20 protein-coding genes are annotated in these 22,201 nt (G+C 51.9%); 3 read left to right on the top strand and 17 right to left on the bottom strand.

The features are described 5' to 3' along the window. Nucleotides 1-372: 372 nt before the first annotated feature. The 10 genes from nifJ to H8J70_RS09570 form a co-directional block, all read right to left on the bottom strand. Nucleotides 373-3,885 carry a pyruvate:ferredoxin (flavodoxin) oxidoreductase gene (nifJ, locus tag H8J70_RS09615; protein WP_186503941.1) on the bottom strand — a complete coding sequence of 1,171 codons (3,513 nt, stop codon included), beginning with the start codon at nt 3,883-3,885 and terminating at the stop codon, nt 373-375. A 292-nt stretch (nt 3,886-4,177) separates the two neighbouring features. Continuing rightward, complete coding sequence (locus H8J70_RS09610; RefSeq protein WP_186503939.1) at nt 4,178-4,762, bottom strand: phosphatase PAP2 family protein; 585 nt, start codon at nt 4,760-4,762, stop codon at nt 4,178-4,180. 9 nt (nt 4,763-4,771) lie between these two features. Continuing rightward, the gene (hydF, locus tag H8J70_RS09605) at nt 4,772-5,974 is read right to left on the bottom strand and encodes a [FeFe] hydrogenase H-cluster maturation GTPase HydF (RefSeq protein WP_186503936.1); all 1,203 of its coding nucleotides are present in this window, start codon (nt 5,972-5,974) and stop codon (nt 4,772-4,774) included. A gap of 38 nt (nt 5,975-6,012) precedes the next feature. Further along, a complete protein-coding gene (gene hypE, locus H8J70_RS09600; protein ID WP_186503934.1) occupies nt 6,013-7,017 on the bottom strand; it encodes a hydrogenase expression/formation protein HypE in 1,005 nt (334 codons plus the stop codon). Beyond that, nucleotides 7,014-8,069: a hydrogenase formation protein HypD gene (gene hypD, locus H8J70_RS09595; protein ID WP_186503932.1), complete on the bottom strand. Its 1,056-nt coding sequence runs from the start codon at nt 8,067-8,069 to the stop codon at nt 7,014-7,016. The genes hypE and hypD overlap by 4 nt, the downstream gene beginning before the upstream one ends. Continuing rightward, nucleotides 8,069-8,278, bottom strand: coding sequence for a HypC/HybG/HupF family hydrogenase formation chaperone (locus H8J70_RS09590; protein WP_186503930.1), 210 nt, complete (start codon nt 8,276-8,278; stop codon nt 8,069-8,071). Before H8J70_RS09590 ends, hypD begins: the two co-directional genes overlap by 1 nt. A gap of 30 nt (nt 8,279-8,308) precedes the next feature. Further along, nucleotides 8,309-10,588 carry a carbamoyltransferase HypF gene (hypF, locus tag H8J70_RS09585; RefSeq protein WP_186503928.1) on the bottom strand — a complete coding sequence of 760 codons (2,280 nt, stop codon included), beginning with the start codon at nt 10,586-10,588 and terminating at the stop codon, nt 8,309-8,311. Further along, on the bottom strand, nt 10,581-11,618 hold the full coding sequence (locus tag H8J70_RS09580; protein ID WP_186503927.1) for a nitrogenase component 1: 1,038 nt from the start codon (nt 11,616-11,618) through the stop codon (nt 10,581-10,583). The genes hypF and H8J70_RS09580 overlap by 8 nt, the downstream gene beginning before the upstream one ends. Further along, on the bottom strand, nt 11,615-12,919 hold the full coding sequence (locus tag H8J70_RS09575; protein ID WP_307973669.1) for a nitrogenase component 1: 1,305 nt from the start codon (nt 12,917-12,919) through the stop codon (nt 11,615-11,617). Before H8J70_RS09575 ends, H8J70_RS09580 begins: the two co-directional genes overlap by 4 nt. Before the next feature lie 23 nt (nt 12,920-12,942). Beyond that, nucleotides 12,943-13,203 carry a TM1266 family iron-only hydrogenase system putative regulator gene (locus H8J70_RS09570; RefSeq protein ID WP_186503925.1) on the bottom strand — a complete coding sequence of 87 codons (261 nt, stop codon included), beginning with the start codon at nt 13,201-13,203 and terminating at the stop codon, nt 12,943-12,945. Nucleotides 13,204-13,478: 275 nt separating this feature from the next. On the opposite strand from H8J70_RS09570, the gene H8J70_RS09565 reads away from it, so the two are divergent. Next, nucleotides 13,479-13,679 (top strand): zinc-ribbon domain-containing protein, encoded by a 201-nt coding sequence (locus H8J70_RS09565; RefSeq protein ID WP_186503924.1) that lies wholly within the window; start codon nt 13,479-13,481, stop codon nt 13,677-13,679. A 102-nt stretch (nt 13,680-13,781) separates the two neighbouring features. Here H8J70_RS09565 and H8J70_RS09560 read toward each other — a convergent pair whose 3' ends face one another. The 3 genes from H8J70_RS09560 to H8J70_RS09550 all read right to left on the bottom strand — a co-directional run bounded on the left by H8J70_RS09560 (nt 13,782) and on the right by H8J70_RS09550 (nt 17,205). Further along, on the bottom strand, nt 13,782-15,134 hold the full coding sequence (locus tag H8J70_RS09560) for an acetyl-CoA hydrolase/transferase family protein (protein WP_186503923.1): 1,353 nt from the start codon (nt 15,132-15,134) through the stop codon (nt 13,782-13,784). Nucleotides 15,135-15,392: 258 nt separating this feature from the next. Further along, the gene (locus tag H8J70_RS09555; RefSeq protein ID WP_186503921.1) at nt 15,393-16,301 is read right to left on the bottom strand and encodes a PPK2 family polyphosphate kinase; all 909 of its coding nucleotides are present in this window, start codon (nt 16,299-16,301) and stop codon (nt 15,393-15,395) included. A 142-nt stretch (nt 16,302-16,443) separates the two neighbouring features. Further along, complete coding sequence (locus tag H8J70_RS09550) at nt 16,444-17,205, bottom strand: HpcH/HpaI aldolase family protein (RefSeq protein WP_186503915.1); 762 nt, start codon at nt 17,203-17,205, stop codon at nt 16,444-16,446. A 275-nt stretch (nt 17,206-17,480) separates the two neighbouring features. Here H8J70_RS09550 and H8J70_RS09545 point away from each other — a divergent pair, with 275 nt between their 5' ends. Both H8J70_RS09545 and ilvD read left to right on the top strand, forming a co-directional pair. Then, complete coding sequence (locus tag H8J70_RS09545) at nt 17,481-18,170, top strand: GntR family transcriptional regulator (protein WP_186503914.1); 690 nt, start codon at nt 17,481-17,483, stop codon at nt 18,168-18,170. Between the two features lie 186 nt (nt 18,171-18,356). Continuing rightward, nucleotides 18,357-20,018 (top strand): dihydroxy-acid dehydratase, encoded by a 1,662-nt coding sequence (gene ilvD / locus H8J70_RS09540; RefSeq protein ID WP_186503912.1) that lies wholly within the window; start codon nt 18,357-18,359, stop codon nt 20,016-20,018. A 58-nt stretch (nt 20,019-20,076) separates the two neighbouring features. Here the strand turns inward: ilvD and H8J70_RS09535 are convergent, their stop codons facing one another. The 4 genes from H8J70_RS09535 to H8J70_RS09520 all read right to left on the bottom strand — a co-directional run bounded on the left by H8J70_RS09535 (nt 20,077) and on the right by H8J70_RS09520 (nt 21,974). Next, on the bottom strand, nt 20,077-20,325 hold the full coding sequence (locus H8J70_RS09535) for a helix-turn-helix domain-containing protein (RefSeq protein WP_186503859.1): 249 nt from the start codon (nt 20,323-20,325) through the stop codon (nt 20,077-20,079). Nucleotides 20,326-20,547: 222 nt separating this feature from the next. After that, entirely contained in the window at nt 20,548-21,333 is a 786-nt protein-coding gene (locus H8J70_RS09530; protein WP_186503911.1) for an inositol monophosphatase family protein, read from the bottom strand. Next, complete coding sequence (locus H8J70_RS09525; RefSeq protein WP_186503910.1) at nt 21,333-21,608, bottom strand: hypothetical protein; 276 nt, start codon at nt 21,606-21,608, stop codon at nt 21,333-21,335. Before H8J70_RS09525 ends, H8J70_RS09530 begins: the two co-directional genes overlap by 1 nt. A 96-nt stretch (nt 21,609-21,704) precedes the next feature. Next, the gene (locus H8J70_RS09520) at nt 21,705-21,974 is read right to left on the bottom strand and encodes a hypothetical protein (RefSeq protein ID WP_186503909.1); all 270 of its coding nucleotides are present in this window, start codon (nt 21,972-21,974) and stop codon (nt 21,705-21,707) included. Nucleotides 21,975-22,201: the final 227 nt, after the last annotated feature.

Genomic DNA, 22,201 nt, shown 5'->3' with positions numbered 1-22,201 from the left:
AGTGAAAGCAAACGGCAATGTTCTTTCCCTATAGGCAGCAGAAAGGAGAACCTGTCACCACTACCTGAGATGCGGAAGGCCAGGTTCTCCTGGCGGGGCAAAAACACGCTCCCCATGAGACTCAGGCAGCCGGGACTCCGCCCATTACGCCGCAGACTCTATACCTGTACGTTCAGTCTGCGCGTACGTTTCAGACAGGCTGCCTGCCAGCAGGCCTGAATGATAGCCCTGCTGGCAGAGGCGTACACGTAGCTTCCGTAACGTCGTGCTAAACTACAAACACCTCCAGAACCAGGTTCTGGAGGTGTTTGTGCTTATAAATGCAAGAGTGTATATCAATCGGCCTTGCGGCTCATGATATCTTCTTTTATGCTATTTTGCATCGTAGGCGTGAGCCATGCGTACATAGCCTTCGTACCGTTCTTTTGCATCTTCTTCGGTCTTTTCGAAGAGGGCTTCTGCCGTATCCGGGAAGGTCCGTTTCAGCGAAGAGTACCGTGTTTCGCCCATGAGGAATTCACGGAAGTTAGCTTTCGGTTCCTTCGAATCGAGGATAAACGGATTCTTACCCTGTTTCTTCAGGTCCGGATTGTATCTCCACAGATGCCAGTACCCGCATTCTACGGCACGTTTTTCTTCGAGCATGCTCTGGCCCTGGCCAATCTTCAGGCCGTGGTTGATGCACGGTGCATAGCCGATGATCAAGGACGGACCGTTGTATGCTTCGGCTTCTTTCAGGGCTTTCATGAACTGATTCTTATCGGCGCCCATAGCAACCTGAGCAACATAGACGTAGCCGTAGGTAGCTTCCATCATGCCCAAATCCTTCTTCTTCGTCTTCTTACCGGAAGCAGCGAACTTGGCAACAGCAGCCGTCGGCGTAGCTTTAGAGGACTGACCGCCCGTATTGGAGTATACTTCTGTATCGAATACGAGGACGTTGACGTCTTCGCCCTGAGCCAGGACGTGATCCAGACCGCCATAGCCGATATCGTAAGCCCAGCCGTCGCCGCCGAAGATCCACTGGCTGCGTTTAACGAGGAACTTCTTCAGGTTATAAACCTGTTCCAGTTCCGGTTTGCCGGCTTTTTCTGCTTCTAACAGAGCAATGATGGTATCCGAACGTTCGCGGGAGCCGTCGCCTTCCATCTTATGTTCTTTCCAGTCTTTGAAAGCTTCCTGGAGTTTCGGGCTGGCGACATCCATAGCGTCGTCAATGTATTTTTCGAGGAGGTTGCGTTCTGCTTTTTCAGCCAGGAACATACCGAAGCCATATTCTGCATTGTCTTCGAAGAGGGATGTAGACCAAGCCGGGCCGTGACCCTGACTGTTCTTCGTGTAACCGCAGTCCGGTGCACTGCCGCCCCAAACACTGGAGCAACCATGCGCGTTGGCTACCATCATGCGATCGCCAAAGAGCTGCGTAACGACTTTACAATACGGTGTTTCAGCACAACCTGCGCAAGCGCCGGAGAATTCAAGCAGCGGCTGTTCGAACTGGCTGCCAATAACTGTGTTCTTGTCCATGGGGTTCTTCTTGGCCGGCAGGGCAATGACATAATCCCAGAGAGCTGCTTTGTATTCTTCGTCGTCGAACGGCGTCATAGTCAGAGCTTCTTTCGGGCAGACATGTGTACAGCTGCCGCAGCCCAGGCAGTCCATGACGGAAACAACGATATTGAACTTATAGCCAGGTGCTGCTTTGATTTCTTTATCCTGATAGCCTTCCGGTGCAGCGGCGGCTTCAGCTTCTGTCATCAGGAACGGACGGATAGCTGCATGCGGACATACGAAGGAGCACTGGTTACAGCCGATACATTTTTCAGCATCCCAGCTCGGTACGAACATGGCAACGCCACGTTTTTCTTCTGCACACGTACCGGTCGGCCAACGGCCATCTTCAAATCCATTGTATGCACTAACCGGCAGGTCATCGCCTTCCAGGGCATTGACAGGAATAGCAAAATCTCTAAAGAACTGCGTATGGTGCGAAAGATCAACCGGTTCATCCTGTGCATCTGCCCAGGCAGCGGGAACGTCGATTTTAACGATAGCTTCGAGGCCCTTATCGATGGCAGCATTGTTCATGTCGACGATCTTCTGGCCTTTCTTGCCATAGGAATGTACGACCGATTCTTTCAGTTTATCAATAGCCAGATCAAGAGGAATAACTTCGGACAGTTTGAAGAAGGCCGACTGCATGATCATATTGATACGGCCGCCGAGACCCAGATCCTGTGCAATGCCGACAGCGTCGATAATATAGAAATCTACGTCGTTTTGGGCAATCGAGCGTTTTAAGCGGGCCGGTAATTTAGCATCCAATTCTTCCGGTTTCCAAACCGTATTAAGAAGGAATGTACCACCCTTCTTAATACCGCGCAGGAGATCGAAGCCATGGACGTAGGACTGACGATGGCAGGCGATGAAATCAGCGCTGTTGATCAGATACGGCATCTTGATCGGCGTGTTGCCAAAACGCAGGTGGGATACAGTAACGCCGCCGGACTTCTTGGAGTCATAGGCAAAGTATGCCTGGGCATACATATCGGTATTATCGCCGATAATCTTGATCGCGCTCTTATTGGCACCTACTGTACCATCAGAACCGAAGCCCCAGAATTTGCAGGCTTTCAGGCCTTCGCCGCCCGTTTCGATACCCGGTACACGCGGCAGGGATTTATACGTAACATCATCGACAATACTGAGCGTAAAGTCATTTTTCGGTTTATCTGCTTTCAGGTTTTCAAAGGCAGCTACGACGTCGCCCGGCAGGAATTCCTTCGAAGCAATACCATAACGGCCATGATATACCTTCGGTGCGTTATCGGCACAGGCATAGGTAGCGGCTACACTATGATAGAGCGGTTCGCCATTGGCGCCGGTTTCTTTCGTGCGGTCCAAAACGGCAATCTTCTTGACTGTCTTCGGCAGGGCGGCAATGAAATGTTTTTCCGACCACGGACGGAACATGTGAACATTGATACAGCCGACCTTTTCGCCCTTAGAAACGAGCAGCTTGACTGTTTCTTCAATGGTCTGTGCGCCCGAGCCCATGGCTACGAGAACGTATTCGGCATCAGGAGCGCCGGTATAGTTAAACAGGTGGTATTCGCGGCCTGTAATTTCACTGATCTTCTTCATGTAGTCTTCGGCTACATCCGGTACACGGTCATAGAATTTATTCAGCGATTCACGATGCTGCATGAAGGTTTCAGCCGGTTCGCAGAAGGAAATAGCTTCCGGATTATCCGGATTCATGCCGCGGTCGCGGAAGGCCTGAACGGCATCCATGTCGAGCATTGGCCGCAGTTCATCATAAGGAATGACTTCAATCTTCTGAATTTCATGAGATGTACGGAAGCCATCAAAGAAGTTCAGAATAGGAATGCGGCAGGAAATAGCTGTGGCATGAACAACAGCAGACAGGTCCATGACTTCCTGGACACTGGCTTCAGCCATCATGCTGATGCCCGTACCACGCATGGCCATAGCGTCGTCATGACCGGCAAAAATGGTATACCCGTTCGTAGCAACCGTACGGGAAGCAACCTGGAATACGCCCGGCAGTAATTCGCTGGAAATTTTGAACATGTTTGAAAGCATGATCATCATGCCTTGCGACGATGTGAAAGTCGTCGTCAGGGCACCGGCGTTCAAGGCACCGTGCATCGCACCGGCAGCACCTTTTTCAGACTGCATTTCCTGTACCTGTACGGTCGTGCCAAACAGGTTTTTCCGTCCGTGTGCAGCCCATTCATCTACGTGTTCAGCCATTGGCGACGACGGGGTAATCGGGAAGATAGAAGCAATTTCCGTAAAAGCATACGATATGTACGCAGCCGCTTCGTTCCCATCCATTGTTTTAAAAACTTTTTCTGACATAATCAATTCACCTCTCCTGTAATTTATAAGCGTTTGAGCATACTATATGTACCACTCATTGATACTTTTATTGTATGCTAAAGATTATTTTTTCACAAGGAGTTTTAAATCATTTTGTTAAATATTATTTCTAATGTAAATTTAATAAAGGCGACAAAAGCCTTATATATCGCTTTTGTCGCCTATTTATAAACTGGCACTTTATTATGTACCAGTTTAGTACCACCGTCTTAAATAGTATACTTTTATTGTACATTATACCTTGTTTTCACAATATTTCCCTCATTGGAATTCAGCGCCGCTCCCGCTGACAGATTCTTTCTGTCAGCCAGGTCCACAACCAAGGCAGTCCCATAGCCAGCCAGCGCAGGCCTTTATTTCTTGCCGTCACGCGCCAGCCTGCCAGCCCCAGGACCAGGCCGCCAAGAATATCACTGACATAGTGAATGCCGCATACGATACGGGAGAAACCAATGAGCAGGCTCCAGAGGATCAGGAACAAGCCGGCCAGTTTGGAACGATAAAATACAGCCAGACCGGCAGCAAAGGCATTCATCGTATGATTGCTGGGAAAAGAAGCATTATCCTTATGGGCTACATACTGCCGGATATCCCTATGGGCTGCAAAAGGACGCGGCCGCCGCCAAATACGGGCGATGACATAGGACATAAGGGAACTGCACAGGACAGAAAAGAGCGCCTCCAATAAAGACCGGCGGCGCTGTCGCTGCCCTTCCGGCCGACCGGGCCGGAACCACTGGACTATACCGTAGATAATATAGACCCAGAAACCGGCCCGGGCCAGCCAAATAGAACCGGTGCGCAGACAGGAAGGTGCGCACAGGCTCTGTATTTTTTTACTGAGCCAATAATCCATACGTACTCCTTACGGCTGTATGAGCCGCTGCAAATCGGGAAAGATGGAAAGACTGCGTGCCAGAATGCCGTGCACGTAGGCAATAAAGATGCCGTAATTGGTAATGGCTACGCCTTGCCGGCTGGCCCGTTCCATACGGCTCTGTATTTCCCGTTCATTGAGCATGCAGCCACCACAATGGATGACCAAGGCATAGGGCGTCAAATCCATGGGAAAATCGCGGCCCGATGACGTTTCCAGCACCAGGTCCCGGCCGGTAAATTCCCTTAGCCAGTGCGGGATCTTTACAGTACCGATATCTTCACACTGGCGGTGATGGGTGCAGCCTTCGGAAATAAGGACGCGGTCACCATCGCGCAGATTCTTCAAGGCAGCTACGCCCTGGACAGCCGTTGCCAAAAAGCCCTTATGACGGGCCATGAGAATAGAAAAGGACGTGAGCGGCACGCTCTCCGGCGTGTCGGCCGCTACGCGTTTAAAGGCCTGGCTGTCCGTGATGACCATTTTCGGCGGCCGGCCCAGCTTTTGCAGTGTCTCCTTAAGACCCGTCTCCTTAACGACAATGGCTGTGCCATCGGCATCAAGGATATCCCGGATGGTCTGCTGTTGCGGCAGGATGAGCCGTCCCTTCGGAGCTGCCGAATCGACAGGCACGACGAGGACAAAGAAATCGCCCGGTTGTACCATATCAGCTACGATAGGCGCCGCCTCGGTGTCAGGCTTCAGACGGGCCAGGCGTTCCTTGAGCTCTCCTATGCCCGTGCCGTGCAGGGCACTGACGTACAGGACCGTATCCGGCACGGTTTCCGGTACAGCCGTAAGATCGCTCTTATTATAGACGAGCAAATACGGTACCTTCTTTTCGCCAATGAGCTGCAAAATATCCCGGTCACTCTGCTGCAGCCCTTCTGTGGCATCGACGACCAAAACGGCAATATCCGTCTTACCCAGGACCTGCCGCGTCCGTTCCACGCGCAGTTCCCCTAAAGCTCCCGTATCGTCAATGCCCGGCGTGTCAATAATCATGACCGGCCCTAAGGGCAATAATTCCATAGCCTTATAGACGGGATCCGTCGTCGTTCCCTTCGTGTCCGAAACGATGGCCAGGTTCTGGCCCGTAACAGCATTGACGACGCTGGACTTACCGGCATTACGGCGGCCAAAAAAGCCGATATGCACCCGTTCCCCTGATGGTGTATCATTCATCCCCATATCTATATACCCTCATTTCTCTCTATATACCCTATCGGTTAACAAATACGCGGCAGCAATTCGCCACCTGGTGGCGGTAAAATCGTTTCGGCACCGATTTCCGTACGGATGGTGACCCGTTCGGCGTGCTCTGCCGTTACCGTGCCGATAATCGCTGCATTACCGGAATACGGTCCTTGCCGCAAGGCTGTGACAATGGCGTCCGCCTGTGCCTGCGGTGCAAAGACGACGAGCCGTCCTTCGCAGGCCAGGTAGAGCGGTTCCAATCCCAGCATACCACAAACGCCACTGACAGCCGGTGCCACAGGAATAGCGGCCCGGTCCAGGCGGATGCCAACGTGGCTTTGGGCGGCAATTTCGTAAAGGACCGTACCGACACCGCCACGTGTCGCATCGCGGATGACGTGAATATCCTGTGTGACGCCGAGCATGGATTTTACGGTGCCCCACAAAGGAGCGCAGTCACTGGTCACGTCGGCATCGATGCCGAACTGCTCGCGGCTCAGAAGGACGGTGCAGCCGTGGCGGCCAATATCGCCGGTCACGATGACGGCGTCGCCGGGCTTCGCTTCTGTGCCCGACAGGCGGACACCGGGCAGACGGCGGCCAATACCCGTCGTCGTAATAAAGAGGCGGTCTACCTGGCCCTTGCCGGCGACCTTCGTGTCACCGGCCACAATGCGCACGCCGGCTTCGGCCGCTGTTTTTTCCATAGCTGCGGCGTACCGTTCCAGGTCACTCATAGGCAGGCCTTCTTCAATGACAAAGGCGCAGGCCAGATAAAGCGGCTGTGCCCCCATGCAGGACAGGTCATTGACGGTACCGCAAATACTCAATTTGCCGATATTGCCACCGGGAAAATCAGACGGCGAAACGATGAAGCCATCGGTCGTAAAGGCCAGATCCTGGCCGCCCAGGGATAGAATAGCCGCATCATCGCCCGTAAATTCCGGGTTGGCAAAATGGGCCTTAAAGACCGAGTCAATCAGCTCGGCCGTCTGTTTACCGCCAGCTCCATGGGCCAGTGTAATGACATCACTCATAATGTAAGACCTCCATACTGATAATAGGCCGAGCAGGCCCCTTCACGGGATACCATGCAGGCGCCGACAGGGTGCTCAGGCGTACAAACCTTGCCGAAGAGCGGGCACTGCGGTGGCCGGCAATCACCGCGCAGAATATCGCCGCAGCGGCAGGCCGGATTACTGCGGCCGTCCATAGGCGGCACGGCAAATTTCACACGCGCATCGTACGCGGCAAACTCCGGCCGCAGGGTAAGCCCCGATTGGGGAATCACGCCGAGACCGCGCCATTCTGTATCGCACGCTTCCATGACCTGAGAGAGGAGCTTCTGGCCGCTCACGCTGCCTGCTGCCGTGACGACCCGGGGATAGCAGTTTTTGAAGAAGGGCTTGCCCTTAGGAAATTCTGTCAGAACGACGGCTAAGGCCGTCAGGAGTTCCCGCGCTGTAAAGCCCGTAACGACACCGGAAATGCCGTCAGCCTTTAATTTCTCGCAAATCTCCGTGCCCATAATAGCCTGGACGTGCCCCGGATACAAGAAGGCATCGGCACTATCCTTCAGGGCTTCATAGGCCTGGGGCATGGTCTTATTGGCCGTCAGGAGAGAGAAATTGGTGATACCTTCGTCCCTGGCCTGAAGTACGGCCAGGCAGGCACCGGGTGTTGTCGTTTCAAAGCCGACCGACAAAAAGACGACTTCCTTATCTCTATGCGCTGCCGCATATTTCACGGCATCGAGCTGGGAATAGACGACCTGAACAGCCGCACCGCGGCTGCGGGCATCAGCCAGGCTTTGCGCCGAACCGGGCACGCGGATGAGGTCGCCAAAGGTGCAAATAACAGCCCCTTTTTCTAAGGCCAAATAGATAGCTTCGTCAATAAATCCAGGCGGCGTAACGCAGACCGGGCAGCCCGGGCCGGAAATAAGATCGACTGCCGGTGGCAGCAGCTGGCGGATGCCATAGCGGAAAATTTCGTGCGTATGGGTGCCGCAGACTTCCATGATTCTGATTTTCGGCCCGGCATAGGACGTAACGATATGGCGGGCCAGATCCTTTTTTTCTATAGACATTAGAGCAAATCCTCCAAAATTTCGTCGCTTTCGTCTTCATCACTGGCCGTAATCTTGGCAATAGCTACGCCGGCGTGGACCATGACGTAATCGCCCGGATCCAGTTCATCCAAGAGGGACGCCGAAACTTCCCGCTTGGCACCGGATGCGTCGACCAATGCCATGCCTTTTTTTACCTCTACCACTCGTGCCGGTAACCCTACACACATAGTAATTCCTCCTTTTAGAAAATACGCTTCTCATTCCTGTTCTTGCAGGTACACAGCAGCGCGCACGGCCTGCCCTAAGGCAAGACCCCCATCATTGGCCGGCACCAAATGATGCCGGAGCACGGAAAAGCCTGCGTGCTGCAGCTTTTTCTCACAAAGAGCCAGGAACAAGCGATTTTGAAATACGCCGCCGCTTAAAGCAACGGTTTCTATATGGCTCTGCGCCCGGGCAGCCACACAGGCTGCGACGCAAAGCCCTGCCAGGCGGTCATGGAAGAACCAGGCCAGATAGTCCGGATCTGCATGGGCCAGCCGTTTTTTTACAATTTCCCGGATGAGCGCATCCGTCCGTATATAAGGACCGGACCCGTGCGGCAGGGTATCCTCTCCTGCCGTTTTTTTCTGCTTTTGCCAGCGGCGGGCAGCAAATTCCAGGCGCATAGCCGCCTCTCCTTCAAAGGTCGAAGCCCGGCAAAAGCCCAGGATGGCGCTGACGGCATCGTAGAGGCGGCCCGTACTGGTAGAACGAACGCAGTTCAGGCGATGCTCATACATAAAGCGCTGGGTAGCAAATTCCTGCGCCGTGCAAAGGCCCAGTGTCTCTACGATAGAGCCCGCCGCCTCTGGCGCACAGGCATGAATCAGAGCGGCCGCAATGCGCCAGCCCTCGCGGGCCGCTGCATCACCACCATATTGATCATAGGGCACGAGCGACGTGAAGCGCTGAAAGCCATGGTAATCGCCAATCAGGACTTCGCCGCCCCAGATCGTGCCGTCTGTGCCATAGCCCGTACCGTCACAAATGAGACCGATGGCCGGACCGGGCATATTGTTTTCAGCCAGACACGCAACGAAATGGGCGTAATGGTGCTGGACGGAGAGAAGCGGCAGGCCCAGGGTCCCGGCCAGCTGCGTCGTTTCATAGCGGGGATGGAGATCGCAGGCCACGAGCTGCGGCGTCGTTTCCAGGAGCTCTTCCAGCCGCACGAGGCTTTCCCTGAGGGCCTCCTGCGTGCGAATGTCTGCCATATCGCCAATGTGGGGCGACAGGTAAAAGAGACTGTCCTTACCCAGGCAAAAGGTGTTTTTCAGCTCGCCGCCGATACCGAGTACGTGTCCCTCCATCCCTTCCAGCAGATACGGCAAAGGCGCGTAACCCCGGGAACGGCGGATCATATAGGGCTCGTCTTCATAAAACATCATGACCGAATCGTCGGCCCGCAGGCGGATATCCCGGTTGTGGCTGAGGATACAATCACACATATCCGTCAGAGCCAGGATATCTTCGTCCGTGCGGCACAAGGGCGCCCCGGACGGATTGGCGCTGGTCATGACCAATGCGTCCGGAAAGTCCTGGCCGTCGGGATAGGAAAACAGCAATAAATGGAGCGGTGTATAGGGCAGCATGACGCCCAGAAAGGGATTGTCCGGCGCAACGACCGGGCTGATGCGGCCTTCCGGACGTTTTTCCAATAGGATAATCGGTTTCTGGTGCCCGTCCAGGACCGCTTCTTCTGCTTCTGTCGTCACGCATTCGCGGCGTACGACAGCAAGATCCCGGGCCATGACGGCAAAGGGCTTTACAGGCCGGTGTTTCAGTGCGCGCAAACGGCCGACGGCGTCTTCGTTTGCAGCATCACAGCAGAAATGAAAACCGCCAATACCCTTGATAGCTGCCAGGCCGCCGGCAGCAATGACGCGGCGCGTTTCTTTAATGGCTTCATGGCGCCGCTCGGGCCGGCCTAAGAGATAGACTTCAGGCCCGCAGTCGTTGCAGCACACGGGCTGGGCATCGTAGCGACGCGTTTCGGCATGCGTATATTCTTCGTAGCACGCCGGGCACATGGGAAATTTCCCCATACTCGTCCGTTCCCTGTCATAAGGCATACCGTCCAGAATCGTCAGGCGCGGGCCGCAGGCCGTACAATTGATAAAGGGATGAAGATAGCGGCGGTTCGCAGGATCAAAGAGTTCCTGCTTGCAGGCATCGCAAATAGCAATATCCGGCGAAACGAAGGTTTCGCCTGCCTCTTTGATACTTTCGATAATCTGGAAATCCTCATAGGGCGGCTGCGCTTCCCGGTTCACGTCGATTTTCAGGATAGACGAGCGGGGCGGCGCTTCCTTAGGCAGAGCCTGACAAAACGCTTGACACGTAGATCCGTCACCTTGCACCTGTATTTCCACATACGAGCCTTTATTGCAGACAGACCCGCACAGACGAAAGCGCCGGGCCAGGCGGCTGACGAAAGGACGGAAACCGACGCCCTGGACGATACCGTAGACGCGAATGACCCACGTATCAGTCATAGGCACAGCACCTCCCGGAAACGGCAAAGTGCGGCAGATCGATAAAGGTACCGTGGAAGTGGGGCAAGGCCCGCCGCAGAAATTCATCGCCTATGATAATATCAAAACGATCGTTATCGGCCAACTGAATAAAGTCATCTTCTTCCTGCAGGTGGCAGTCTCCGTCTTGAGCCAAATCAGCCTGTAAGAGGAACCACGTAGCAACCGTTACATCGGCCCCTTTGAGGTGACGGCGCACTTCATTCGCCAGGACCTGCTGATGGACAATGAGAATCCGTTTGCCCGTCACGTCGTGCGGCAGCTTTTCTACTTTCGGCAAGACCGGATAGGCCACTACATAGGGCGTACCAAAGGCTTCCTCCAGATAGCGTGCCGCAGCCAGGCCCGCTGGGGCCAGGACGAGATTTTTTTCTGCCGCGCCGGCGGTTTCATAATCTGTCAGGCCGTGCGTACCAAAAATACGTACATCCTGCCAGCCCCTGTGCCGCAAGAATTCCTGCAAAAAGGTATACTCCGTACAGCCCGTATCGAGGGGCAGGGCGCCCAGGACGTTCAGGCGTCCTCTTTGCCGGGCCAGCTCTTTTCTAGCAAAGCGGCGGCAAAGTCCTTCATAGGCCATAGAAGCACCTGTATCATAGCGTTCTGTCCCCTTTGTTTCTATCGTGACGACAGGCAGGGACAAGCGCTTTTCTGCCAAACGCCGCAGGGCCTGATAATCCGTAGCAATGACGGCCGGCACAGGTGTACCGATAATGGCTGCAAAAGGGGCTGCAATTTGTGCCGCTGCAGCGCACAGTTTATCTACCAGCCGGTCGTCGCGGCCGAGGATGGCATCCATGTCACGCAGGCCTGCGCTAAAGGCAGCGCTAGGGGCACCGGTAAACCAGCGGGGCTCATCAAAGCCGCAAATGTTGCCGGCACAGCCGCCGGCGTCACACACGACGACGAGACCGCCCAAGCCATACAGAACCGCTGCCGCACCGGACTGATCCGGCGCAAAAGGAGAAATATATTTCCATAACCCTCTCATGAAGACCTCCCGCTCAAGGCACGATCCAATGCTGAAAATAAAGCCCGTGTACCGGCGTAGCCAAAGGGCTGTACGTCTTCATCCCAGGTGACATGGACACTGTGCGGATGATACCACGCCGCATCAGCGCCCAGGGTCAGATCGGCAGCTCCTGTACTGCGGTCATAATAGAGCATAGAAGGACCTAAATTACAATAGATTTTCGTTTCCGGTGCGAGCGCAGCCAGGGCCTTGATCCAGACGAAGTCCTGGGGCGTAACGTTGCCGTATATTTCCTTGACAGTCAGGCCCGCCCGGGCCAGGGTCAGGGCCAGCTCAAAGGCATTGCCGTTAAGCATTTCCCCTACCGCTACGGTCGTACCGTGCCAGCGCTGGCCTACGCGGCGTACGAGGTCTTCTGTTGCCTCCCGTTCTGCCCGGTCGTCGATAGTACCGCCTAAGGCCTGCGCCAGGGCCTGATACTGGCGGCTGAGCCGGTCTGTCTCGTAAATACGGGTCAGTTCGATACTGGGAATGTGCAGATTTTTTTCGAAATCCTGCGCCGCCAGGCGGGCTTCCGGGTGCAGGACGAGATTAAAATTAGCCCGTGACAGCTGATGATAGTCTTCCATGGTCCGGCAGCGTCCAATTTCCCGCACAGTCTGGATGCCGAGCTGCTGCAAATACCCGTAGAGCTCGCAGTCATCCTGGAGGGGCGAGAAAAAGCCCAGAAGATTGGCTTCCCGCCGGTGCCGCGGCTGGGGCTTTAAGAGGGAATAGACCATCTGCCGCACAGCCACCATAGGCGGCCGCCGGCCTTCCCGCGTCAGGGCATACATATAGCACGGTACGACCGGCAAGTGGACCCGGGCCTCCGCTTTACGGCAAACCCGTTCCATGTCCGTCCCTAAGAGAGCATCGACGCAGGTCAAACACAAGACGACAGCACTCGGTGCCTGGGGCAGTACATCGAGGATTTCTTCGACGGCCCGGGGAATCTTATATAAATGCCGGCCTGTGACAATATCCGTTTCATCCAGTACATAGAAAAAGAAACGGTCTCCATAGCCGCCTTCGGCACTGAGGATAGTCGTATTACGGCCGCAGCAGCCCGGGCCGATGAGCAGCATGACCGAGCCGGGGATCGAAAGGCCGGCCCGTTTGACGCCAAAGCCACGGGCACCTGGCGAATTAAAGGCCAGCGCTGCCGGTGAATTATAAATGAGCTGCGTAGAAGAAAGCAATTCTGCCGGAATCTGGTCGCGTCCCCGTGCAGCCAGGTCGGCTGCAGAAATTGAGTAGGCCTGTTGTTTCGTCATCATATGCCAGTTCCTTTCCAAAAAAATTATTTCTCCTGCACCGGTAAGGGCGGGTAAATAGTCTTCGTGCTTACAGCCGGCAGCTGGCCGATCTTGCCGGCCAGGGTACTGATAATATCCTGAGGAGCGTCAATGATGATGCTGATGACCGATACGTGCCGTTCCTTGCAGGGAATGCCCATACGGCCGACAATATATTCACCATATTCATGTAATAGTGCATTGATCTGTGCCGTTGCTGTCCGGTCGCTGACAATAATACCTATCAAGGCCATTCTGGTTCCCATTCACGTATCCTCCCTATAAAAAAGACCTCTGGCATAACCGCACAGAGGTCTGTTGAAGCCGCATGTACGCCCGCCTTACCTGCGCAGTATTCACTTTGCAGTAAAAACGCTATGGCTTTTTTCCCGTTTGCCGTCAGACAGGTCTTTCGGCGCACGGGTACGGCCTTATTATAGCATAAATACAATCTTCGTGATACGGGCGGCCGGAAAAGTAATGGCCGGCTCTAGCCAGCAACGGGATACTCATGCTATGATAGGAATAGGAGATGATAGGTATGATTTGCAAAAAATGTGGCACCGAACTGCGCGACGGCGTGCGTATGTGCCCCATCTGCGGTACGCAGCAGGTCCAAGCTCCTACGCCTACACCGGGCACGGTAAATGACCCTAAAATATTCTCTAAAACGCGGGTCATCAGCTTTCTCATCGTACTCTGCTTTATCGTCCTTGGTTTATGGAAGGCCTTCGGCACCTGAAGACACGTGACAAAACGTGTCTTTTTTCTTAGGCTTCCGGGCCTGATAAAAAAACCGTATTGCCAGCCGGCAATACGGTTTTTTCTGTATGTACAGTATAGCTTAGTAGGACGTCTTGCTCGTGTTCGTCCAAATACCCATCTTTTCTGCTTCTTTAATGAGTTCTTCACGGAATTCCGGAGCGGCAATGTTGATCAGTGCTTCTGCACGCTGCCACGTAGACTTGCCCTTGAGGAGCGCTACGCCATATTCCGTAACGATGTAATGAACAGCCGAACGCGGTGTCGTAACGACGGAACCCGGCGTCAAGGTCGGACGAATGAGGGATTCCTTCGTACCGTCTTTCAGGGTCCGTGTAGAATGTACGCAAATGAAGCCTTTACCGCCGCGGGAGAGGTATGCACCCTGGGCAAAGTCAAGGGCACCACCGGTACCGCTGATGTGACGGTAGCCTGCCGATTCAGCGCAGACCTGGCCGTAGAGGTCGAGGTTGATGCAGCTGTTGATGGAAACGAATTTATCGATGCTGGCTACGACGTTAATGTTGTTAACGTAATTAACCGGAGCATTGAAGACAATCTGGTTGTCATCAATGAAATCATACAGGCGCTGTGTACCGCCGGCAAAGGTGTAGATGATCTTGCCCTTATCGCGGTTTTTGTTGCCTGTAATCTTACCGGCTTCGTACAGTTCTACATACGGATCGACGAGCATTTCCGTATGGCCGCTTAAATCCTGAATATCCGATTCAGCCAGTTTATGACCGATGGCTGCAGGCAGGCCGCCGATGCCGAGCTGTAACGTACTGCCGTTTTCAATCATGGGCACGACAAAATCAGCGATTTTTTCATCGACCGGTGTAGCCGGCTTATTGGGAATAATCGGCATGGGGTGGTTGGAACCTTCGACGATGTAGTCTACGTCGGCAATGTTCAATTCCGTTTCATAGCCCAGAGCCTTCGGCATATTTTTATTGACCTCAACGATAACCTTTTTAGACGCCCGCAGAACACCGCGTAAATCGGCTACCTGAGGCCCTAAGTTGAAGTTGCCCCATTTATCCATTTCATGAACCTGGAGAATAGCTACATCAATATCTTCCCAATATTTCGGCAGTTCATTGAAGAGGAGCGGCATAAACCAGCAGCGGCCGGCTTTATTCATTTTGCGGTCGAAGGCATTGAAATGGCCGGACATGAAGCGGACCTGGTCATTCGATTCCGTTTCCGTAAAGGTGAAGTAATCTTCGTTCTTCACGATGGTTGCATTGACGATTTCGATCCCCTTCAGGCCATCGTTGTTAATGTGGTCAGCCAAGGCCTTATCCGTATCATACGGTGCAGAACAGCCCAGGCCATAGGATACGCGGTCACCGCTTTTGACAACAGCTGCCGCTTGTGCCGGTGTAACCAGTTTCTTCTGATATTCTTCTGCGATTTGTGAAAGTTTGTACATGCTCTTTCGTTGCCTCCTAAAGTAGTTTTATCGTGCTGACAAAACATAGCCCTTCATTCCTTTCCTGCCGGCCGTAGTCTGAACACGGTCGGCGGCCTGGCAGGAAGGCATGAAGCAAATAGTGAATATAAAATAGATATGTTACCTTTTTTATTATACTTAAATTGTGAAAAACAAGTCAAGATAAAACGCTTTATCCGGCAGTATTGTTCTCTATATCCTGTAATAGTGCCTATTTTTTAAGTACTATAATTCACATTATTTCTTGTCAATGGCCTGCTCGATGGTCTTCAAATCGTCGAGATCCACTTCTTTTAAGAGGGCCCGGAACTGTTTCAGCTGCTCTTCTACTTCCGGTGCCAGCTTGGGGAAGGACGGTTTGATGTAGCGCAGCGTATCGAGGACGATCTGGGCAACGACGTAACGCGTATACCATTTGTCATCAGCCGGTACGATATACCACGGTGCGTATTTGGTCGAAGTCGCCCCCAGGACTTCGCCATATATTTTTTGATAGCGGTCCCAGTATTTGCGTTCGTTAATATCGGCCATGGAGAACTTCCAATTTTTCTGCTTCGTGACGATCCGGTCGATGAGGCGTTTTTTCTGTTCATCCTTCGATACGTGCAGAAAGATCTTAATAAAGAGGAAACCATTTTCCGTCAAATACCGTTCCCAATCGCAAATCTGGCGATAGCGCTGGTCCCAAATATCATGGCTGATCAATTTTTTAGGCATGCCTTCGCTCTTAATGATATCGTGAATTTGCGTAACGATGACGTCTTCATAATGGGAACGGTTGAAAATGGCAATTTCTCCGCGCCCCGGCAAGGCTTTATTGACACGCCACAGATAATCATGATCCTTTTCTTCCACACTCGGCTGTTTAAAGCTGTGCACGTGTACGCCGGCAGGATTCATACTCGTAAAAACGTGCTTTACCGTGCCGTCTTTGCCGGCTGCATCCATGGCCTGCAGGACGACGACGATACCATAGTGATTATCAGCACACAGCTTTTCCTGCCAGTCGTTCATTTCTGCCAGCATCTTGGGCATTTCTTCATTCTTGACCTTCTTTTTGTCCAGTTGCTCCACATCGCAGCCTGTAGGAAACTTGGCCAGATCAATTTTTTCTCCCTCTTTTACGCGGTAGCGCGACGTATTCATACCAATCCCTCCTAGCAAATAAAAGCATTCTACAAATAGTTCCATCTCTATTATAGCAAATCCGTAATAGAAAATCCTAAAAAAAAGACTATGACCGGGAAATATCCCCGGCATAGTCTTTTATGCCATAAGGCTGTAGGTTTTATTCAGCGTGGAACTTATCTGTATTGGCTTTAAAGTGCTGATACAGGCTGACCGTATCTGTCTGCAAGGCCAGATACTGAACGCCTCTCTTCTTCCAGGCAATAGCCGATTCGATGCTGTCTACATAAAGGCCGATAGCAACGCCCTGTTCCTTACCCATAGCCAGGATCTTGTCGATCTGTTCGAGAACCTTCGGATGTTCCGTCTGTCCCGGAACGCCTAAGGATGCCGAAAGGTCATATGGCCCAATGAAAACGACGTCTGTGCCTTTTACTTTCAGGATTTCCGGCAGGTTATTGACGCCGTCCTGGCCTTCAACCTGAAGAACGACGATCGTCTTGGCGTTGGATTCGCCAAAGAACTGGTCACTCGTCATGCGGCCATATTCACCAGCCTGGACAAAACGGTTGCAGCCCCGTTCGCCTTCCGGTGTAAATTTAGCGCCGTTAATCGCTTTCTGTGCTTCTGCAGCCGAACCGATTTCAGGAATTTCTACACCGTCAGCGCCGCAATCGAGTACTTTGCCGATGAGCGTCGTATCGTTGGCATTGACGCGGAAAATAGCAGCCGTGCCGGCTAAGGCAGCAGCGCGGGCTAAGTCAGCTGCATCTTCCACAGCGATTTCACCGTGTTCCCCATCGAGAATGACGAAATCATACCCGGCCATACCTGCGATCTGGCCAATAGCAGGGTTGTTCAATTCGATGAACGTACCGAGTACGGCTTCCCCATTTTGAATTTTTTCTTTAAACTTATTCATTCCAACCACTCCTTTTGAACTTTCTAACTAAAGATTATCATAACACTTTTTCATCATACGTAAAACGCAACTAAAATACCAATTTATCATACATGACAATCTTGCTATCTAAATAAAGTATACAAGTAGTACTATCCCTTTACACACGGCTGTTATTCCCTAGCAGTGCGGGCTACCGGACACGTTTACTTAATGTATTTACGAACAAATTTCTAGCATAATCTATTGTAGTTATGCTATAATTAAAAAAAATAGCAGAAAGACCTGAGGTCATTATGTCGGAACTAAAACTTACACCCATCAAACCAAGAGAAAACAGCAGAGAATATGTCTTTCGCATGATGTACAGCAACATCATGTCCTTCCAGCTGGAACCGGGCACCAGCATTTCGGAACAAGACATTTCTTCACAGCTCCATATCAGTCGTACGCCTGTACGCGATGCTTTCGTCCGCTTAGCCCAGCTGCAGCTGCTGGACATTGTGCCCCAGCGCAAGACGACCGTATCCCGCATCCGCACAGAGCAAATCGATGACTCGTGCTTTATGCGCCAGGCCATCGAATGCATCATCATCCAGCAGGCCTGCAAGAATTTTCCCAAGACCCATTTAAAGCGGTTGGAAAATAATCTGGTCCGCCAGGAAAAAGCCGTCCTGGCCGTCGATAACAGTGCCCTCTTTAAGCTGGACGAAGCGCTGCATAAGACGATTTTTGAAGGCTGCCACCGGGCCCGCATTTGGGATTATTTGACGACGACCGATCCGAACTATTTGCGCACACGCGTCTTGATCACCCTTTCAGGGACGACACAAATGGAAATCGTCTATCAGCAGCACAGCCAGATTGTCGACGCCATCCGCAGACAAGACGCTGCCAATATCGTCGAGTTAATGTCCCAGCACATTGTCCGCGTCCTGCCCCTCGTCGAATCACTAAAAAAAATGTATCCCCATTATTTCGTATAAGCTGTTCAAACCTCCGCCTGCGCGGAGGTTTTCTTATGACCAAATCAGATGTATCCTCTGTATATCATACCGATTTGACAACATACCCTATATGTTGCCGCTGCAGTCGTTGACATACTCCCTGAGCTACTCCTATAATTTACAGTATAATTGGAATGCTAGGATACTATAGGAGGCGTAATAATTATGACCTGGAGAAGTGCTTCATTTATTGGCGACCCTGATAAGGGTGCCTTAGCCCGTGGTTTATACCGTTCTATGGGGTACAATGACAATAATTTTAAAAAACCCTTTATTGCCATTGTCAATACGTGGAATGATATCTGCCCTGGCCAGTATAACCTGAAACGCGTCGCTGAATACGTACGTGCCGGCATTGAAGAAAACGGCGGTACACCCTGCGAATTCGGCACCATTGGCGGCTGTGACGGCATCGCCCAAGGCCACGATGGCATGCATTACATTCTGCCGTCCCGTGAAATCATTACGGCCAGCATCGAAATCATGGTACAGGCCCATATGCTGGATGGCATGGTTCTTTTGGGCTCGTGCGACAAAATCGTACCGGCCATTCTCATGGCCGCAGCCCGTCTTAACCTGCCGGCCATCGTCGTAAACGGCGGCCCCATGTACCCGGGTAAACACAACGGGGAAGACATTGACGTCAATGAAACGGCCGTATATGCTGGTAAATTCCGTTCGGGAAAATGCAGCCGTGAAGAATTTGAAGAAGTAGAACGGGCTGCCTGTCCGACACCGGGTTCGTGCCAGATGATCGGCACAGCCAACACCATGAGCTGCCTCGCCGAAGGCCTGGGCATGTCCCTTACGGGTTCTGCCATGATTCCGACGGTCGATAAGAAACGCATGGATGTAGCCCGTCAATCAGGCCGCCGCATTGTCGATCTGGTAAAAGAAGGGTTGCGCCCGCGCGATATCATTACACGGGAATCCATCGAAAACGCCGTACGCTTAGGCATGGCAATCGGCGGTTCGACGAACCTGATCATGCACATCCTGGCCATTGCTCATGAAGCCAAGGTGCCCTTTACCATCGATGACTATGAACAATTGAGCCGCTCTACACCGCAGATTGCCCGCCTCATGACGGCCAGCAAGTACGATATGGTAGATTTCTACGAAGCCGGCGCCGTACCTGCTGTCATGCATGAAATTTTACCGCTCTTACATGGCAATGTCATGACCGTAACGGGAAAGACGATGGCAGAAAACCTGAAGGATGCCCGCATCCTGAGACCGGAAGTCATTCATCCCATTAGCGATCCCATTCGTCCCGACGGCGGTCTGGCCATTATCAAGGGCAATTTGGCACCGCTTTCCGGCGTTTGCAAGCCCGCTGCGATTCCCTTGGAACATCATGTCTTCGAAGGCCCTGCCAAGGTATACGATTGCGAAGAAGACCTGACCCAGGCCATTTATGATAATAAAATTGAAAAAGGCGATATTATCGTCGTCCGTTACGAAGGACCTAAAGGCGGTCCGGGCATGCGGGAAATGTTCACACCCTTAGAACTGCTCTTGGGCTACGGGCTGGCTGAAGACGTATTCCTGATTACAGACGGGCGCTTCTCCGGCTCGAATAAGGGCGGCTTCGTCGGCCACATTTCACCGGAAGCAGCCGAAGGCGGTCCCTTGGCTATCGTTAAAAATGGCGACAAGATCCGCATCGATATTCCTAAGCGCCGCTTGGATCTCCTCGTGCCGCAAGAAGAAATCGACGCACGGCTTAAAGCCTGGACGGCACCGGAACCGAAGATCAAAGACGGGTATCTTTCCATCTATTCCCGTCTGGTCAAATCGGCCCATTATGGTGCGATCATCGAATAAGCATAAAAAGCAAATAAAAAAAAGACTGTGTGGCCTTTCGGTCACACAGTCTTTTTCATTAGCGAAGTTCTTTCCAGTCCTTTACGTAAGGGCCTGCCGGTTTACGTTCGTCAACCAGTCCTACCAGATAATCAATAGACGTTTCATAGAAACGTGCTAAAATAGCCAGCCTAGCAATCGAAATTTTTCGTTTTCCTGATTCATACAAACTGTAAGCAACCTGTGTGCAATGCAGCATGTCTGCAATCTCCTGCTGGGAACGTCTGGCTTCATACCGTAATTCTCTCAGTCTGCCGTATTCTTGCATAGGTCATCTCTCCTGTCATGGTGCAAAACCTGAGACGTAGTATATAAAATGCAGCTGCAGAAGCATCTGCGTTATATATCATTACTAAATATTTTTTCTACAACCATTATACCACGTTATACACCAAAATATATTGTTTATTGTGGAAAAATTTGTAATAATTACTATTTAATATAATGCACTATTAGATAATAGTTAAAAGTAATTATTTATTAAAAAATGTTATCCATTATCGTGCCAAAACCGCTGTATATAGGCAAGGAGCTCTGGCTGCACGTGTACATTGCCTGCACAAATATCGTCATTACCTACAATAGCAGGACGTTCTCCTACGTAATTAGTCACCCGGCCCTGGGCTTCTTCTACTAAAAGAATGCCCGCTGCCATATCCCAGGGCTTCAGATTTCGTTCAAAATAGCAGTCATAGCGTCCGGCTGCTACATAGGCCAAATCGAGACAGGCGCTCCCCGAACGCCGGATGTCCAGACTGTGGCGGAATATTTCCTGCCAAAGGGCAAAGTTAGTCGCCGTATATTCCCGTTCATACGGTGAAGTACCGACAGCGACCAAGGAATCTTCCAATGAAGCTGTTTCTGTCACCTGAATTTTCCGGCCATTCAAAAAAGCTCCCTGACCGCGGACGGCCTGAAATAGTTCCTTGGTAAAAGGGTTATAAATGACACTGCTCATAATCTGCCTGTTTTCATAATAGGCCAGACTGACAGCAGAAAGGCCCAAATGGCGGATAAAGTTCTGCGTTCCGTCAATAGGGTCAAGAATCCAATACCGTCCCTCTATTTTGGGCTGCCCATTTTTCTGTTCTTCTGCCAGCAGTACGACAGACGGATCTAATTCATGCAGATCCCGGCGCAGCTGTTCTTGTACGGCTACATCCATCTGGGTCACAAAATTAGCGCGTCCCTTCGCTGTAATCTCCAGTGCCTGCGTAGTGTCTGTCAGCAGCGCCCCGGCCCGTTGTACAAGGGCAGCCATTTCCTTTTCGTACATCAGCCTTTCTCCTTTTCTGCCTGTACCCGGACGGCTTCGATTTCCGCCTGGGACCAGCCCGTGGCCTGAGAAATGAGCTCCCTTTCGGCATGCAGCTGCAAGAGGTTGCCAATAATACGTTCAGCTTCATCCCGCGCACCTTCCTGCCAGCCTTCACTCCAGCCGGACTGCCAGGTACTCAACGGATCAGCAGATGCTTCGAAAACTTCATTCTTGTGTTCAAGCCGTTGCAATATCTGCAGTTCTTCTTCTGAGAACGCTGCATCATCATGCATGTAAACTGCCTCCTTTTATTCCATTTATAGCGTATTCCTTATTATCTCAAGGAATGGGTCAAGAGTAAATAGACAGTCTGTTATACGGGCCATTTTTTAGTAAATTTGTAATAATAAAGGAATAATTCCTGCCTCCTGAAGCCCTTCCAAACATTCCAAAATGCCTACAGCCCAGATGAACCAGAGGACGTCAAAGGCAGCATGCCGGAACACTTTCGGGCTTACGGCGTAGGTTTTCGGTTCGTGATACAGGCGGAAATCCGGGAAAAAGCGGGGTACTTCCTGCACATAGGCAGTATAAGCAGAACCAAAATGACGCTGCAGCTTAGCTTCTTCCGAACGGATAATAAACGGGTAGACAATCATAAATACTACTAATAGGATACCTGTCAGGACGAGAGATTCTGATATGCTCCCTTCTAGGTAGACATGAGAAATAATAAAATCTCACTCTACTTGGAAGGGAGCATTTATTATGCATAGAACTAAGGTTTGTGCAGAAGAAAAACTACATACGGTGCTAGATATTCTTGCAGGAAAAGAATCAGTATCTCATGCTGTAGCACGATTGTCAGTAAACAAATCCTCTGTAC

It is taken from the genome of Megasphaera hominis (assembly GCF_014269395.1).
Lineage (GTDB): Bacteria > Bacillota > Negativicutes > Veillonellales > Megasphaeraceae > Megasphaera > Megasphaera hominis.
The sequence above is the reverse complement of the archived record's forward strand: the minus strand, read 5'-3'. Positions and strand labels throughout refer to the sequence as shown.